The organism is Delftia acidovorans NBRC 14950, from assembly GCF_001598795.1.
GTDB lineage: Bacteria > Pseudomonadota > Gammaproteobacteria > Burkholderiales > Burkholderiaceae_C > Comamonas > Comamonas acidovorans.
This window is the reverse complement of the sequence record NZ_BCZP01000007.1, coordinates 132,684-148,031: the sequence shown is the minus strand read 5'-3', so window position 1 is coordinate 148,031 and position 15,348 is coordinate 132,684. Positions and strand designations below refer to the sequence as shown.

Below are 15,348 nucleotides of genomic sequence, written 5' to 3'. Positions count from 1 at the left end.
AGTCTGGGGAAATGCTGGAGCGCCGCGATGGCCGCTGGGCGCGCCTGCCGCATGCAGACCTGCAATGGCGGATGGGCTGGGGGAAAGAATGCGAAAGATTATGCGCCGGGTGCGTGGCGGCCGGGCGCAATTGCCGGTGGCGCTTGATTTCGGTCAATTGGTGGCTGGGTACTGCCTTCGGCGGTTTCGGCCAACAGGCGGCCGGCAGCCAGACGAGGATGCCTGCTGGAAGATCGTGGTCTATATTGCAGCGCCCATTGCCAGCGCCTCTTGCGGCCCTATCGGCTTGGCAAAAAAGTAGCCCTGGGCCAAATCCACGCCCAGGCTCGCCAGAGTGTTGAATTCCTCGGCTGTCTCCACACCCTCGGCAACCACCACGCTTCCTATCTCGTGCGCGAAGCTCGTGAGGCCCTTGGCCAGCGCACGGCGGCTGCGGTCGGTATCGACATCGTGCGTGATGCTCATGTCCAGCTTGATCATGTCTGGTTGCAGATGCAGGATGTGCCGCATGCTGGAGTAGCCGGCCCCCGCATCGTCGACTGCCAAGGTCGCGCCCCGGCGCCGCAGCGGCGCCAGTGCATCGGCCAAAGCCCTGTAGTCATCCACGGCGGCATGCTCCGTGATTTCCAGCGTCACGCGCGAGAGATCCCGGTCTGAACCCAGAAGCCTGGGCAACTGCCCCGACTGGATCAGCTGCGGCGAGCAGTTGACGGCGAGCAGCCAGTCGGTGGGCAGGCTGCCAAGCGCGCCAAGCGCTGTGTCGATCGCATGGCGCTCCAGCTCCAGCCCCAGCCCCACCTCGTGCGCTGCCTTGAACCACTGGTCGGGCGGGCGACGTGGCTCCAGGTCAAAGCGTGACAGACATTCGAAACCATGCAGCTTGCCGGTCGCGATGGTGTATACGGGCTGAAATACGGGGCGCAGCGCATTGCCTTGCATTGCAAGTCGAATTTCGTGCGTCACTTTGTCTCTTGCATGCCGGACGGCAGAAGTCGCACTGAAATGAAGTCCCAATAAATCGGAGAATGCCCGCAGCAGTGACATATCGTGCGCATTCAGCGCAGGATTGGGCTGGTGGCTGAAGCAGCACAAGGTGCCGAACAATTGGTTGTCATTCAGGCGGATGGGAACGCTCAGGTGCGAGCCGATAGGAATGGTGTGCGTTTCCGGTATCTCCTGGGCCGCGGCCAACAGGGAGGTGTCGGGAATCAACTCCGGCAACTCGCCATTGACCACTTTCTGGCAATAGCCCTCGCTCAATGGAATCTTCTGATGCTGGAAAATCACTCCGGCAGTGCTCTCGTCCACATGCTCCAGCACCCGATCTTCTTCCCGGAATCGGGCTACAAAGGCGACATCCATGCCGAGATGCCGACGAACGACAGACAGAACACGGTCGACTCCATCCAGTTCAATGGCAAAAGCGAAAATTCTGCTCAAAGGTGCGAATGTGGATTTACGAAGGGTCATTTCGTTGATCTGCTCTATCAGATGTGTACGCACATTGAATTCACACGCTGCCTGCGGGCTGGCTATCCTCGGTTCCGAGTGCGATGGCCAAGCGGTGCGATATGAATTGATAAAAGGAATGAATTATCATTAACCCGCTCCATTGACCGATACACGGCAAATCGTGGTTGCCGCGCGATAGAAAATCCCAATCGCATCTCCAGTTGCAATCTCAGTGGCAACCCCGTTTGCAACCCAAAGCAGTAGTGAGAAGAACAGACTTAAGTATGCGCGGTTGAAGTGCGCAGGTCGAGTCCGTCTGTTCGGATTGACAATAGTTATGAAAATCCAACACGGGCAGCTGAAAGGGCCCGGCACTCCCTGGAAAGCCCGTCAAGCCCTATGTCCTGGCTGTGGCTATGGCTGTGGCTGTCTCAGGTGCTCCATCGGTCATTGCTTGCCCGTGTGACGCATGCGGGCCAGGTACTGGCGGGGAGTCAGTCCCAGAGTCTTGCGGAAAGCGACGCCCATGTGCGACTGATGGCTGAAGCCGCAATCGTGGGCGATACCCGCCAGGGAATGGGCGTCTGCCCGCATCATGGAGCGGGCCGCCTGTACGCGGGTTTCCACAAGAAAGGCATGCGGCGTCATTCCCAGCAGCTGGGAAAACTCGCGCAGAAACTGCAGCGGCGTGCGCTGGACCATCCGGGCCAGCTGGGCAATGCTCAACGGCTGCGCAAACTCGGCCGCCATGCGCTCCAGGACAGGGCGGTACACGGGGCGCAAGGCCTCGACGCGGGCGGTGGACGCATGGCATTGCCGGGCCATGAAGCACAGCGCGGCCTGCTCGATGGCCAGCGTGTCCGGTTCGGTGCTCAGCAGCAGCTGGCGCAGTTGGTGCGCAATCTGCAAGGCGCTGCGCTGCCCGGGCGTCACAACGCGCCGTGCCTGGGTTGCAGACGCTCCCTCGCTGAGCCATTGTTCCCAATGCGCCTGGGTGCAGCGAACCACCAGGTACTCGCCGCCCGTGGCCGATTCGGAAAACACGTCGACGCCCGGCGGCGTGCATGCCACCGTCCCGGGCCAGGTATCGAAGTCGACGCGGCGATCGCTGGCAATGGCATGCACGCCCTGCTGGCGCTCCAGCGCGATGCCCAGCGAATGCAGGCGGGTCGGGTCATGGCTGCTGTAGGGCGTGCGGCCCAGCAGCTGCACCTCGAAGCCCGGTGGTTCGTGATCTGTCATCGCTGTATTGCCTTGTATGGCCCTTGCCTTGCCTTGCATTCCTGAACTGAAATTTCCTGATAGACGCGAAATCGGCCGCTGCCCACACTGCGGGCATGAACTCAAACCCCACGGAAATTCACCGCGTCATCGGTCTCATCGGTGGCATGAGCTGGGAGTCCAGCGCCGAGTACTACCGGCTCATCAATCAAGGCGTGCGTGACAGGCTGGGTCCGCTGCGCTCCGCAAAACTGCTCATGTACAGCGTGGATTTTGGCCCCATCGAGCAGGCCCAGCATGAAGGCCGATGGGACGACGCCGCCGCCTTGCTGGAGGATGCCGCGCGGCGGCTGCAGCAGGGCGGGGCGGACGGCGTGCTGCTGTGCACCAACACCATGCACAAGCTGGCAGACCGCATTGCGGCAGCGGTGCGCATCCCTTTTCTTCACATTGCCGACCCGGTAGCCAACGCAGCCCGCACACGCGGCTACCGGAAGCTGGGGCTGCTGGGCACACGCTTCACCATGGAGCAGCCCTTCATGCGCGAGCGGCTGCAGCAGCAGGGTCTGGAGGTGCTGTTGCCGCAGGAGGCAGACCGCGCCGAGGTGCACCGCATCATCTACGAGGAACTGTGCACAGGCCGGATTCTTGAAGAGTCGCGGCGCACGTATCAGCGCATCATGGCGCAGCTGGCCGGGCAGGGTGCGCAGGCCATGGTGCTGGGCTGCACGGAAATCAGCCTGCTGGTGCAGCAGGAGCATTGCCCTGTGCCCGTGCTGGATACCACCGCCCTGCATGCGCAGGCGGCGGTGGACTTTGCTCTGGAGCCTTGAACGGCCAGCGAGCCATGCCAAGGCCTGCTTTCAAAGGCGTGCACCCCCCGGGTTGCCGGGCGCCTTGAGCCGTTGTGGCAACCCATCGGCGCAACGCCTCACGCCTCACGCCTCGATACGCGCTGAACCGCTAAACCACGGCGGCGCTGAACGACTCGGGCAGGCGCGCAAGCAGATGCGACAGCCGCTGAAGGCCCGCCTGCAGGCGCCCACGGTCCTTGATGCTGCCCAGGGAGATGCGGATGGCATTCACTGATTCGCTGCCGGTGGCGAAGGCCTGCGCCGGCGTGACGGCGATGCCCTCGCTGTCGGCGGCACGCGCAAGCTGCGACGGGCTCCAGTAACTCGGCAGCTCCAGCCATACATGCAGGCCGTCTCCCGCGCCGCTGTACCGACCGGCCAGCACATCCCTGGCCATCCGGTGGCGCAGGCGCGCCTCCTTGCGCACACCTTCCATCAATTTTCCGGCCGAGCCGTCGAGGATCCACTGCGTGGCCAGGGCGGCCGTCAGCGGCGTGGCCATCAGCGCAAACGATCTCAGCGCGACCAGGAAACGCTGGCGCTCGTGCGGGTCAGGCAGGAGCACGAAGGCCACCCGCAAACCGGGCGTCAGGCATTTGGAGAGGGTGGAGATGTAGTACACCTGCTCCGGGGCAAACCTGGCGATCGGCGGCGGCGGGGCATCGGCCAGCAGCCAGTAGGGATCGTCCTCGACGATGCGCACATGGCAGCGCTTTGCGATGCTGGCGATCTCTTGGCGCCGGTCCTCGGCAAGCGTGATGGCGGTCGGGTTCTGCAGCGTGGGGTTCAGGTAGACCAGCCCGGGCCTGTGCTGTCGGCATGCCTGCTCAAGCCGCTCGGGCATGATCCCCTGGCTGTCCGCTTGCACCGCAATGATGCGCCGGCCGAACTGGGCCGCTGCGGCACGCAGGCCGGGATAGCTGGTGGGCTCGGTCAGGATCACATCGCCAGGCTCCGTCAGCGCAAGCACCAGGGCGGCAATCGCCGCCTGCGCGCCCGGGCAGACCACCAACTGCCGTGCATCCACATCTCCGAACATGGGCTGCAGCCACCTGGCGCCCGCCTTGCGGTCGGAGTCGCTTCCCCCACCCAGGTGGTAGGTCATCAGCAACTGGGCATCCGCACCCATCAGCACTTGCGACAGGCCCTGCTTCAACATGTCGTCCAGGTCCACGCCAGCCGGCGGTGGCGGGGTGTTCATGCTCAGGTCCAGCACGGCGTTGAGCTCCACCTTGGGCGCCGCGACATAGGTGCCTCTGGCGCCGCGTCCCTCCAGCAGCTGGCGGCGCCTGGCTTCATCGTAGGCGCGCGTGACCGTCGTCAGGTCCACATCCAGCTGGGCCGCCAGCCGGCGTTGTGGGGGCAGGCGGTCACCGGGCTTCAGCGATCCGTCTGCCAAGGCTGCCTGCAAGGCATCGGCGATCTGCAGGAATCGGGGGCCGCCCTGCACGGCCAGTTGCGGCAACCAGAGGGGCAAAGGCTCATCTTGCATGGATTTAAGCGGCAACGTATGGGTTCATGTATGGAAATTGCTTTTGGGTAGTATGCGCCACAAGGTGTGGAAGTACCGTGCTTGCATGGCCGTCGCTGACGCTCTCGCCTCCCATGTCCGGGAGGGAGGCTCCTCACCATGGACAGTGCCAAGTCATTGGCTGGAAGCTCTCAAAATGATCGATTGGGTCCCCATAGTCTTCGTCACCTTCAAGGTGCTCGTGTTCGGCACGGCCATGTTCTTCGCCATCAAGTGGCATTACGACCAGGGCAAGAAGAAGGGGGCGAGCAGGCGCGAGCTGCTCGTTGCCAGTGGCAAGATCGTTGCCGTCTTCACGCTGCTGCTGCTGTGCGTGCTGCTCTTCACCTTCGGCCTGGCCACCATGCTGGGCATGGACCTGAGCCTTTGATGGCAGGTGGCGCTGCCAGCGCCGGGCGCCCGCAGGCCGTGCCCAGCGCGGCAACCATCCCCCAGCTGCCTACTTCGGTGTGAGCCGATACAGACCGCCCTTGCGGTCGTCCTCGATCAGCCACAGCGCACCATCCGGCGCCTGCGCCACGTCGCGGACGCGAAAGCCTACCGTCCAATGCTCGGCAGGCGTGGCGCTCGCGCCGTTCACCTCGATCCGGTGCAGGGCGCGGGTCAGCAGGCCGGACGCAAACGCTGAGCCCTTCCACTGCGGAAACATCTCGCCGCTGTAGAACATCAGGCTGCCCGGCGCGAAGACAGGCGTCCAGTAGATCGCGGGCTTGGTGAGGTCCGTTCGCGTATCCGGGCTGGCAATGGGCACGCCGTTGTAGTTCACCGCATAGGAGACCAGCGGCCAGCCATAGTTCTTGCCCGGCTCGATCAGGTTGAGCTCATCGCCGCCGCGAGGCCCATGCTCAAGCTCCCAAAGACGCCCATCCGGCGCGAATGCCAGGCCGTAGGGCGTGCGATGCCCCGTGGACCAGGTCTCGGACGGCGTCAGATTCGGACCGTCAAAGACAAACGTGCGCAACACCGGCGCAGTCTTGGCGGCCTCTGTGTCCTTGGGCGGATCGATCACAGGAACCGACGTTGCGCCGGTCTGCCCCTCCATCGGATTGCCGGGCGCGGGCTTGCCGTCCAAGGTCAGCCGCAGGATCTTGCCGGCCGGCTGATTCGGGTCCTGGGCAGGCGTGAAGCGCTGCCGGTCCCCTGCCGTGAGGAACAGAAACTTCTGGTCCGGCGAAAAAGCCACGGCGGCACCCACCTGCCCGCCCTTGCCCTTGACGGGGTCGCGCCAGATGACCTTGAGGTCTTCCAGCGCATCGGTGCCGGCACCGATCCTGAGCGTGGCGCGCGCAAGCGCCAGGCTCGACGTGCCGCGGATCTCTCCGGGCTCCGAATAGGTCAGGTAGATGGCCCCGTCGCTCGCATACGAAGGGGCCAGGTAGACACCGAGCAGGCCGTTCTGGTTTTCATGCAGCACGGGCGGCACGCCGGTGACTTCGAGCTTTTGCCCGTCCTGGGCCGCGAGAAACAGCTTGCCAACCTTCTCGGTGACCAGCATGCGCCCGTCCGGCAGGAATGCGATGCGCCAGGGCAGATCGAATTGCGCGACCTTGGTGACCTTGAACGGAGGCGATGCAGTGGCAGGCAGCGTTCCCGCATTGATCTGCGCCAACACAGGGGTTGCAACCATGAGCAACCAGGGGATGAGTCCAGACTTCGGCAATCGCATGCTTTGCTCCGCAGTGGGGGACGGGACAGTATCCGCGCATCACCGCCGCACCGCAGAATGCACCGCCGAATTCCGGGCTATCTGCGCGGCAAGCCTGAAGTTGCGTCCAGCCGCGTTCAGCCTCGCTCACCCAGCGGATGCAGGCATGGCCGCCGGGTCCATCCACAGCGCCGCCCACATGTGTCCATCAGGATCGGCCAGATCGCGCGTGTACATGAAGCCGTGGTCCTCCATCGGATTCACGTCGGCCTGCCCGCCATGGGCCGCAGCGGCCTCGTTCATCGCATCCACGGCGGCGCGGCTCTCAAGGGCCAGTGACAGCATCAATCCGCAGGAGCCGGCCGGTGGCAGCGGGCGCTGCGTGAAGGTGCGCCACTTGGCATGCGTGACCAGCATGACCTGGATCGCCTCGCTCCAGACCATGGCGGAACCATCCTCACTGCTGAACTGCGGGTTCTGGCTGAAGCCCAGCGCCTTGTAGAAGGCGGTGGAGGCGCCGAGGTCGGTCACGGGGAGACTGATGAAGAGGGACTTGGTCATGCTTGGCTCCGTGGGGTGGTTGTGTCTTGCGTACCGGCGAGTGCAGGGCAGCGCGGCCGCCAGGGTGATCATGCGCCACCTGGGGGGAGATTGATCAAGGGGATGTCTGGTGTGGGGCGCTTGTTCTTGAGAGTTAAAGCCTCCTCAAAACCCGGTGAGGTCCATCCTGTGCAGGTTCTTTACTAGGTCGATACGTCAGCTTGAATCAGCCTCTGGGTGGTCCTGAGGGCGCCTTCGAAAATTCCGCATTTTCAGTAATCGGGATTGCTACGACGATGGCTGCACTCAGTTCAAGTGGAGACAAAAATGCGATTCAAATTCCGTCTGATGGCCGCACTGGCACGACATGCAGGGAATGGCTTGTTCATCGCGGCGGCTCTGGCTGGCGCGCTGGCGCAGGCGACACCATTGCCCTTCGACATGGCAACCACCGCCGAACAGCGATATCAACTGGCCTTGGAAGCCCAGACGGCACGTGATTACGCCCCCATGCTCGCGTTGCTGCGCCAGGCGGCCCGTGATGGCGAGGCACAAGCGCAGGAAACGCTGGCATGGGTTCTTATGGCAGGCCCAACCTTGTACGGTACCGCGGTGAAAGCGAATCGCTGCGAAGCAGTTCACTGGCTGCGGCAAGCCGTCGCAAAGGGGAGTCAAACGGCCAGAGGCCAGTTGGATTTCCTGAACCGTCTGCGAAATTCACCGACCGGCAAGGTGGCCTGCGCATCCGAGTGGGAAGGGTGAGTTACGCGAATCCTTTTCAGATTGCAGCGTCATCTGCAATGACGTGCGTTGTGGGCATGGCACGGTGCGACTGCTGCTGGACGACTTAAGTCTTTGCCTTCCGCTTCGCCGCCATGATTGCCATTGCTTCCTCAAAAACGCGGACGGACCGCACCTGCCCGTCATACTGATTCACACGAGCCTGCGTGAGCACCACCGCGTCCCTGGGTTGGTCCTTCGCGATGTACAGCTCGAAAACAACCTCATCTTCCTCCCAGAACGTTCCCAACGTCAGCTCGACACCGTCGGGAATGCGCATGAATGGCTCAAGCGCAGTTCGGGTTGCGAGCCGCGCTGCCTCTTCGAGGGTGGCCAGCGGGATTTTTCGGGGTCTGGCTCTTGTCATCGAGCTAGATTCTGCCGTGCGGGAGAGTGACTGGTCTTGGCTGCCTTGCTACGTTCGGCATGCGTCCTCAGGCGGGCTTTGTCGCTTTAAGCACTATCTGCGCCAGGCAGTCGGGATTGCGTTCCTTGAAGCCAAACGAAAGCTCGCCCCATCGCTGAGCCGACGAAAACCAAGTCGACTCCTCCAGTGAATGCCCACGAGGGGAGCCGGTAATTTCCAACGTTCCGTAACGAGCACGCACGTCGGCAATCCTGACGCAGCCGCCTGCGATGTCCAGAACCAACACGGCAAACCGCGGATCGTCTTTCCTCACTCGCAAATCCACGTTCAAAACCAGCTGGCTGTCACGAAGGCGAAGCCCTGCACCCTCGAAAAAATTCGACAGCGGGTTGCCCGGCACGTCACGTTCACGAAGTGGAAGGGAAAGGGTTGCCTCGATATTTCGCTGGCTGAATGGCACTTGCGCGGCAAGAGCATCAACCGCCTCCCAAAGTGTCAACCGCCGGGTCCGAGCATCCTCGGCAGCCGCCACCACAGCAAGAATGGACGACACTGTGAACAGTGCGGCCACAGCACACATCCGCAACCCATTACGTCCGACAAGATTTCGAGTATTCATCATGGGATTCTTCCTTCGCATCAACCGGTGGAATTCGCACGACGTAGGTGATGCCTATTTGGACCAGAAGGTGACCTACAGGACGAGGCGGCACTGGCAGGTTGTGGACAGTGCCAGGACATGCCGATAGCCGATGTCCACAAAGGCCATTCCGACCGGAATTAGCCGGCGCGTCAGTTGGCTCACCGCACACAGCGGCACCAGCAAGGTGGTGACATTCATTCTCCGATTCCTGTCCAATTAATTGGAGGAGTCATTGAGTCGCTGAAGCTCAAGTTGCCTGGCCGCACTGGCTTCAAGGTTTGCGCGCTCCGCATCCAAATACCGATAAATGCTTTTGAGGTCAGTGATTTTCTTTTTGATTTCCGCCATCTTCTTTTCAATCAGTCTTGCACCCCCGGCGCAATCTATTGACTTGTTTCTCTGAGCATTCAGAATTTCGCCTATTTCCCCAAGAGAAAATCCCATGCTTTGTGCCCGCTGGATAAAGTCCAGGTCTTGCAGGGTTTGCGGTGTGTAAACGCGATAATTGTTGGTTCGCCGCAAGGGTGAAATAAGGCCGATTTTCTCGTAATAGCGCAAGGTATGGCGCGTGGCGCCGCTGCGGACCTCAAGTTCCCCGATATTCATGGAAAAAATCGCTTGACTGTAGAGTTGAGTCGACAGTCTACACTTGGTTTTTTCATCGTGCCAAGGAGCAGAAAAATGAGCGTGGAGTGCTTTGTTACGGGAGGGACGGGCTTCATCGGCCAGCATTTGCTGTCGTACCTGAGCGCGAAAGGTCACACCATTCGGGTACTGATGCGTCGCCCGGAGCGCCTCGCTGAACTGCGCCAGCAGGTCGATGGTTTGGGTGGCGTCGCAGCCCGCGTCTTTGCCGTAGCCGGCGATCTGGAGCAAGAAAACCTCGGTCTGAGCCATGCGGATAGAGAGGTCCTGAGGCAGGCCAAGGTCGTATTCCATCTGGGAGCCCACTTCGCCTGGGGCCTTTCGATGGAGCATGCACGTGCAGTGAATGTGGAAGGGGCAAGGCGTGTGGCGCAGTTGGCGGCCGAGCAAGAGAGCCGGTTGGTGATGATTGGTGGCTACATGCTGAAAAACAATGAACATCTGCAACGCATAGGGATTGATCCCGGCCATCCGGAGCTGACGGATTGGCCTGCCATCTATCGCCAAGTCGGTGCTTACGAGGCGAGCAAACTGGAGGCGCACTTCGCGACCCTCAGCTTCATGAATGCCAAGGGTGGAGAGATGATCGTTGTACACCCCGCCACGGTTTGCGGTCATAGCCGCACGGGGCATATAGCGGATGGCCAGCCACTGGTGGATCTGATACGCAATCTGGTGCAGGGAAAGCTGGCTGCAGTACCCGGTACTGCCGCGCACTGGTTGCCACTGGTCACTGTGGATTATCTGGTCGAGTTGGTGGCGGCTTGCGCCTTTGATCCTTCCATGGTGGGCCAGGAACTGCTGGCCCTCGATGCCCAGAGCCCCGGCTTGCAGGAACTCCTGAAGCAGGTGGCCCAATCTCTTGGGCTGAAGGCGCCCGGGCATCATATTCCGCTGAGATTGCTGAAATGGCTTTTGGGTATTCGTCCCATGGCGAGGTTTTTGAATACCAGCGCCGAGGCCCTGGATTTTATCCAGACAACCCGTTTTGACACGACGGAAGTGGAGCAATTTGCCCAAAGGCACGGAATCGCAAAGCCGGATATGCGCCAGTCGTTGAGGAATACTGCAATATATGTCAACTCATATTGCATTCCAAAAGGCAAGGCCCGCCGACTTGCCCCTCCACTGCGCGGAACATCATAATCACCGCTTTCAATGGTGCCCGAGTTGCCGCTGCGCACCAAAATCAAGGAGCTCGTTTCAGTGAATCAACCAACCCATCCACGCATCGCGGTGCTGGGGCCCGGGGCAATCGGGACAACGGTTGCTGCTGCGCTGCATGAAGTCGGTCGCACGCCGTTGCTGTGCGGTCGTATGCCGCGCGACAGCCTGACGCTGCACGGCAGCGGTCTTCGCATCGTGGTTCCCGGCCCGGTCAGAACGGATCCGGCCCAGGTCGAAGGTCCGATGGACCTCATTTTTCTCGCGGTCAAGGCGACTCAAACTGCTGCGGTTGCGCATTGGCTGGCGGCGTTGAGCGGTCCGCAAACCGTGGTATGTGTCCTGCAAAACGGGGTTGAGCAGGTGGAGAGTGTCACTCCGCTGTGCCCACAGGGGCGAATCGTTCCCGCAGTCGTGTGGTTCCCTGCACAGGCGCAACCCGACGGGTCGGTGCTCCTGCGCAGCGACGCCCGGATCAGCCTGCCTGACGAGGCCGCTGCCCTCGTGGTCGCGCAGGCACTGCAAGGCACCCGATGCTCGGTAGACCTGGTTTCGAATTTCAAATCCCTGGCGTGGCAAAAGCTGCTGCAGAACGCAGCGGCCGGGCTCATGGCACTCACGCATCGCCGCTCAGGCATGTTCGGCCGGCACGACATTTCGACACTCACTCTGGACTATTTGAGGGAGTGCCTGGCCGTCGCACGCGCCGAAGGTGCTGAACTGGGCGATGAGGTCCCCCAGGCGATCCTCGACAAGTTCCAGGCATTCCCGGCCGACCTGGGTACGTCCATACTGGCGGATCGTGAAGCAGGCCGGCCGCTCGAATGGGATATCCGCAACGGTGTCATCGCGCGCCGCGGCCGGGCGCGCGGAGTTCCGACACCGATTGGTGATGTACTGGTGCCGCTTCTCGCCGCAGCGAGCGACGGCCCCGGCTGATCATTCGTGCCTTGACCACAAAGCCCGCGATCGCAAAAGCAAGGCTTCAGCCCATGAACCCCAGATCGATGGGATACGCCGAGCCGCCGAAGTTGCCGATGTGCGGCAGCACCCCCGCCAGCTCGGTATTCGCCACGCCGAACCAGCGCGCCAGGGTGGCGGCGTACTGGTCCACGGCGGTGCTGGGCAACAGGCGCCCCTGGCCGACATGCCACTGGTCTTCGCTGCCGCTGCCGTTGCCCACGCTGATGGGCGGTGGCGCGCCATAGAAGGACGCGCCACGCACCGCGCCGCCCACGACGAAGTGGTGGCTGCCCCAGCCATGGTCCGAGCCGTCGCCGTTGGAAGTCAGCGTGCGGCCGAAGTCCGACGCGGTGAAGGCCGTGACCTTGTCGGCTACGCCGAGTTCGGCCGTGGCGTTGTAGAAGGCCGTCATGGCGCTGCTTACCTTGTCGAGCAGCTGCGGCTGGTTGGCGATCAGGTTGTCGTGCAGGTCGAACCCGCCCAGTGAGACGAAGAACACCTGCCGGCGCGTGCCCAGCGCGTTGCGTCCGGCGATGAGCCGGGCCACCACCTTGAGCTGGTCGGCCAGCGGGTTGCTGGCAGGGAAGGCGGTGGACAGGCTGCCGCTGGAGAGGGCCGAAGAGATCTGCCCCTCGGCACTGATGGAGCGCTGCGTGACGCGGGCGTACTCGGCCTCCATTGCGTGGCTGCCGGCCGTCTGCACCAGCTCGCTCAGCAGGCCGCGCACGGCGGTCGATCCATAGACGTTGGCGCCCTTGACGGCGTTGATGGGCACGGCGCCGCCCGGGCTGATCTGGTACTGCAGCGCCTGGTCGCCCGAGAGAAACACGGCGTTGCCCGTGGCCGAGATGCAGGTGAAGAGCGACGTGGCGTTGGACGACAGCGCCAGGTCGCCCAGGTTGCCGCCCCAGCCCACGGTGGAGCCTTCGGCGCCCTGCGACTGCCAGACCGACTGCTGGTCGTTGTGCGAGAAAAGCTTGGGCGGCAGCGGGTAGCTGCGCCGGTCGCCGGTGGCATATTGGGCCCGCGTGAGCGGCACCAGCAGCGGGCCGACGTTCAGCTGCACCGCCGCGCGGCCCGCGTTGAAGAGGCCGGCCAGGCCCGTCATGGACGGGTGCAGCGCGTACTGCATGCCACCGGCCAGCGCCGTGCGGGGTTGCAGCAGCGTATTGCCCAGCGCTGCGCGGGCCAGGGCAATGCCACCGGCCGTGCCGTCGCTGTTGCCGCCGCGGATGGTGGAGTACTGCCCGTAGCGGGTGCTGTCGTAGGGCACGACGGTGTTGGCGTAGTCGCAGCCGCCGTAGAGGAAGACGCAGACCAGCGCCTTGTAGTCGTTCGCCTCGAAGGCGGCGGCCTCGCCCAGCGCGGCAAGATTCAGGGCGAAGGGCAGGGCGGTACCGGCGGCGGCCAGTTGCGTGCTGCGGCGCAGGAATGCGCGGCGCGTGTGGCGGGCGGGGTCGATGAAATTCATGGCGATATCGCTTTGCTTTGCAGACGGTCACCTGTTCGGTCGCTTGTTCGGTCACTTCTGCACCAGATATTCGGGGCTGGCCATCACCAGCAGCACGGCGGCTGCCACGCGGTTGAGCTGGGTGGCGGCGTTGCTGGTGGCCGTCACCGGCGTGGCATTGAGCGCTGCCACGATGCGCGCCTGTGTGGCGGCCGATACCTGCCCTGCCGACAGCAGCAGCGCCACCTTGCGCACCAGCGCGGCGGCGTCGGCCACCAGGGGCAGCAGGTTGGCGTAGCTGCAGGTGATGTCGAAGCCGTTGGCCGCGCTGCTGCCGCCCTGGGGCAGGTCTGGCGCGTTCACGTAGTAGCCGAAGCGGATCACGTTCTGCATGAAGTTCAGGTAGCCGCTCACGCTGGTTTCGGTGACGATCTGGAACTCCGGCGCCACCTGCCCCGTCGTGGCCAGGGGCGTGGAGGGCGGCACGTAGCCCGGGCGGAAGAAGTTGAACACCGAGCCCGAGCGCAGCGGGCTCTGGCCCAGGCGGGTGGCCGGGTCGCTCAGGTTGTCGATCTTCCAGGTGCCGCGTGCCGACCGCAGCCCGAAGGTGCGGCCCCATTGCACGAAGCGCACCATGGGCTCGCGCAGGCGGCCGTACTGGGGGCTGGCAAGCCCTGCCGCGCCGCGCGCCTCCGGGTCCAGCAGCACGGTGGCGATCACGGCGCGCAGGTCGCCCCGCGTGCCGCTGCCGTTGTCGGCGAAGGCGGCGGCCACGCGCCCCACATAGGCGGGGCTGGGGTTGCTGGTGACCAGGCGCTGGATCAGCTGTCGCCCGATGAAGGGCCCGACGTTGGGGTGGTTGAACAGCGTGTCCAGCGCCGCCTTCAGCGCCGCTGGCCCCGACGTGCCCGCAGCCACGGTGGTGCCCAGGAAAGTGGCGGCCAGCGTGGAATGGCGCGCGGCGTTGAAGGCCATGGGCAGCAGCGCCTGCTGCAGCCCCGTCACCGTGCTGCCGCTCAGGTTGGTGGGCTGGTTCTTGCTGGTGTCGTAGTCGTAGCCGGTGAAGACGCGCGCCAGGTTGCTCACGTCGGCTGCCGAATAGGTGTCGATGCGGTTGCCGCTGCCGTCGCGCTGCTCGGTGCCGTCGGGGTTGAGGCGGTAGAGGCCGATGGTGAACAGCTGCATCACCTCGCGGGCGTAGTTCTCGTCGGGCTGGCGGCCGCTGCGGGCGTCTTCCTTCTGGTTGCCGCGCGTGCTCAGGTAGATGCCCATGGCCGGGCTGAGCGTAACGGCCTCCAACAGTGTGCGGAAGTTGCCGAAGGCATGCTGGTTCAGCAGATCCCAGTAGCCGGAGGCCAGGAAGATGCTCCAGGGCTGCTCCAGCCCCGTGGTGGACACGACCATGATCTCCGACAGCGCCAATGCCACACGCTTGCGCACGGCGTCGCGCTCCGTGAAAAGCTGGCTCCAGAGCATGAAGTCGGAGGGATACGAGACGTTGTCGTAGCGCGTGCCGGCCTCTGCCACGCCGTAGCCGCGCTGCGTCAGCCAGGCCGTGCCCGTGGTGTCCACGGGCAGCGCGAACTGCTCGGCCAGCCAGGGACCGTAGCCCTTGGCGCGCAGCGCTGCGATCTCCTCGTCGGTGGCCGAGAACTGCGCCTGCAGCAGGAAACGCGCGGCTTCCTCGTCGCTGGCGGGGGTGGCCGTGGTGCCCGTACCGGTACCGGTTCCGCCGCCAGGGCCGGTGCCCGTGCCGCCGTTGCCTCCATTGCCGGTACCGGGTGCCGTATCGCCCCCACCGCCCCCGCAGGCCACCAGCAGGGCGGCCGCCAGGGAGGCGGCCATGGCGGGGGGCATCAAGGAACTCCTGGCTTCGTGGCCGAGATGGCCGGGCTCTGCGCAGGCAGGCAAGGAGTTCGCGGGCGCGCGGTCGGGCGGCTGCAGCGTGGAGGCTGCAGCCTGTGGTGTGGGGTGCATTGCGTGCTTTCAGGCGGCGGCCGGGGCGTGGCAACGAACTGCCTCGCTCTTCGGCGCGTGGCGCAGAGTGTTCCAAGGTTTTCGGATGTGAGTGGACACTTTGCAGTCCTAAAGCG

16 protein-coding genes are annotated in these 15,348 nt (G+C 63.8%); 5 read left to right on the top strand and 11 right to left on the bottom strand.

The features are described 5' to 3' along the window. Window positions 1–240: 240 nt before the first annotated feature. A complete protein-coding gene (locus DA1_RS11125; protein ID WP_034398803.1) occupies window positions 241–1,470 on the bottom strand; it encodes a sensor domain-containing phosphodiesterase in 1,230 nt (409 codons plus the stop codon). A gap of 429 nt (window positions 1,471–1,899) precedes the next feature. Then, window positions 1,900–2,694 carry an AraC family transcriptional regulator gene (locus tag DA1_RS11120; RefSeq protein ID WP_034395544.1) on the bottom strand — a complete coding sequence of 265 codons (795 nt, stop codon included), beginning with the start codon at window positions 2,692–2,694 and terminating at the stop codon, window positions 1,900–1,902. A gap of 95 nt (window positions 2,695–2,789) precedes the next feature. Between DA1_RS11120 and DA1_RS11115 the strand changes: the two genes are divergently transcribed. Next, entirely contained in the window at window positions 2,790–3,506 is a 717-nt protein-coding gene (locus DA1_RS11115) for an aspartate/glutamate racemase family protein (RefSeq protein ID WP_034395547.1), read from the top strand. A 130-nt stretch (window positions 3,507–3,636) separates the two neighbouring features. On the opposite strand, the gene DA1_RS11110 is transcribed toward DA1_RS11115, so the two are convergent. Beyond that, window positions 3,637–5,019: an aminotransferase-like domain-containing protein gene (locus DA1_RS11110; RefSeq protein WP_034395551.1), complete on the bottom strand. Its 1,383-nt coding sequence runs from the start codon at window positions 5,017–5,019 to the stop codon at window positions 3,637–3,639. A 175-nt stretch (window positions 5,020–5,194) separates the two neighbouring features. On the opposite strand from DA1_RS11110, the gene DA1_RS11105 reads away from it, so the two are divergent. Then, window positions 5,195–5,428: a hypothetical protein gene (locus DA1_RS11105; RefSeq protein WP_034395554.1), complete on the top strand. Its 234-nt coding sequence runs from the start codon at window positions 5,195–5,197 to the stop codon at window positions 5,426–5,428. Between the two features lie 69 nt (window positions 5,429–5,497). Here DA1_RS11105 and DA1_RS11100 read toward each other — a convergent pair whose 3' ends face one another. Continuing rightward, entirely contained in the window at window positions 5,498–6,724 is a 1,227-nt protein-coding gene (locus DA1_RS11100) for a PQQ-dependent sugar dehydrogenase (protein ID WP_034395557.1), read from the bottom strand. Window positions 6,725–6,850: 126 nt separating this feature from the next. Further along, a complete protein-coding gene (locus DA1_RS11095; protein WP_034395560.1) occupies window positions 6,851–7,264 on the bottom strand; it encodes a VOC family protein in 414 nt (137 codons plus the stop codon). Between the two features lie 306 nt (window positions 7,265–7,570). Here DA1_RS11095 and DA1_RS11090 point away from each other — a divergent pair, with 306 nt between their 5' ends. Then, window positions 7,571–8,005, top strand: a complete 435-nt coding sequence (locus DA1_RS11090; protein WP_034395563.1) for an SEL1-like repeat protein — start codon at window positions 7,571–7,573, stop codon at window positions 8,003–8,005. Window positions 8,006–8,090: 85 nt separating this feature from the next. On the opposite strand, the gene DA1_RS11085 is transcribed toward DA1_RS11090, so the two are convergent. The 4 genes from DA1_RS11085 to DA1_RS11075 form a co-directional block, all read right to left on the bottom strand. Next, complete coding sequence (locus DA1_RS11085; protein WP_051940928.1) at window positions 8,091–8,303, bottom strand: hypothetical protein; 213 nt, start codon at window positions 8,301–8,303, stop codon at window positions 8,091–8,093. A gap of 154 nt (window positions 8,304–8,457) precedes the next feature. Further along, window positions 8,458–9,012, bottom strand: coding sequence for a hypothetical protein (locus DA1_RS11080; RefSeq protein ID WP_155294302.1), 555 nt, complete (start codon window positions 9,010–9,012; stop codon window positions 8,458–8,460). A 72-nt stretch (window positions 9,013–9,084) separates the two neighbouring features. Continuing rightward, a complete protein-coding gene (locus DA1_RS30375) occupies window positions 9,085–9,231 on the bottom strand; it encodes a hypothetical protein (RefSeq protein WP_230590906.1) in 147 nt (48 codons plus the stop codon). An 18-nt stretch (window positions 9,232–9,249) separates the two neighbouring features. Then, window positions 9,250–9,639 (bottom strand): MerR family transcriptional regulator, encoded by a 390-nt coding sequence (locus tag DA1_RS11075; RefSeq protein ID WP_034398808.1) that lies wholly within the window; start codon window positions 9,637–9,639, stop codon window positions 9,250–9,252. 75 nt (window positions 9,640–9,714) lie between these two features. Here DA1_RS11075 and DA1_RS29605 point away from each other — a divergent pair, with 75 nt between their 5' ends. Next, on the top strand, window positions 9,715–10,824 hold the full coding sequence (locus DA1_RS29605) for an SDR family oxidoreductase (protein ID WP_080736936.1): 1,110 nt from the start codon (window positions 9,715–9,717) through the stop codon (window positions 10,822–10,824). A 12-nt stretch (window positions 10,825–10,836) separates the two neighbouring features. Continuing rightward, window positions 10,837–11,781, top strand: a complete 945-nt coding sequence (locus tag DA1_RS11070; protein ID WP_230590907.1) for an oxidoreductase — start codon at window positions 10,837–10,839, stop codon at window positions 11,779–11,781. Between the two features lie 46 nt (window positions 11,782–11,827). On the opposite strand, the gene DA1_RS11065 is transcribed toward DA1_RS11070, so the two are convergent. Both DA1_RS11065 and DA1_RS11060 read right to left on the bottom strand, forming a co-directional pair. Continuing rightward, on the bottom strand, window positions 11,828–13,276 hold the full coding sequence (locus tag DA1_RS11065) for a DUF1501 domain-containing protein (RefSeq protein WP_034395566.1): 1,449 nt from the start codon (window positions 13,274–13,276) through the stop codon (window positions 11,828–11,830). A 51-nt stretch (window positions 13,277–13,327) separates the two neighbouring features. Then, the gene (locus tag DA1_RS11060; RefSeq protein ID WP_034395569.1) at window positions 13,328–15,232 is read right to left on the bottom strand and encodes a DUF1800 domain-containing protein; all 1,905 of its coding nucleotides are present in this window, start codon (window positions 15,230–15,232) and stop codon (window positions 13,328–13,330) included. Window positions 15,233–15,348: the final 116 nt, after the last annotated feature.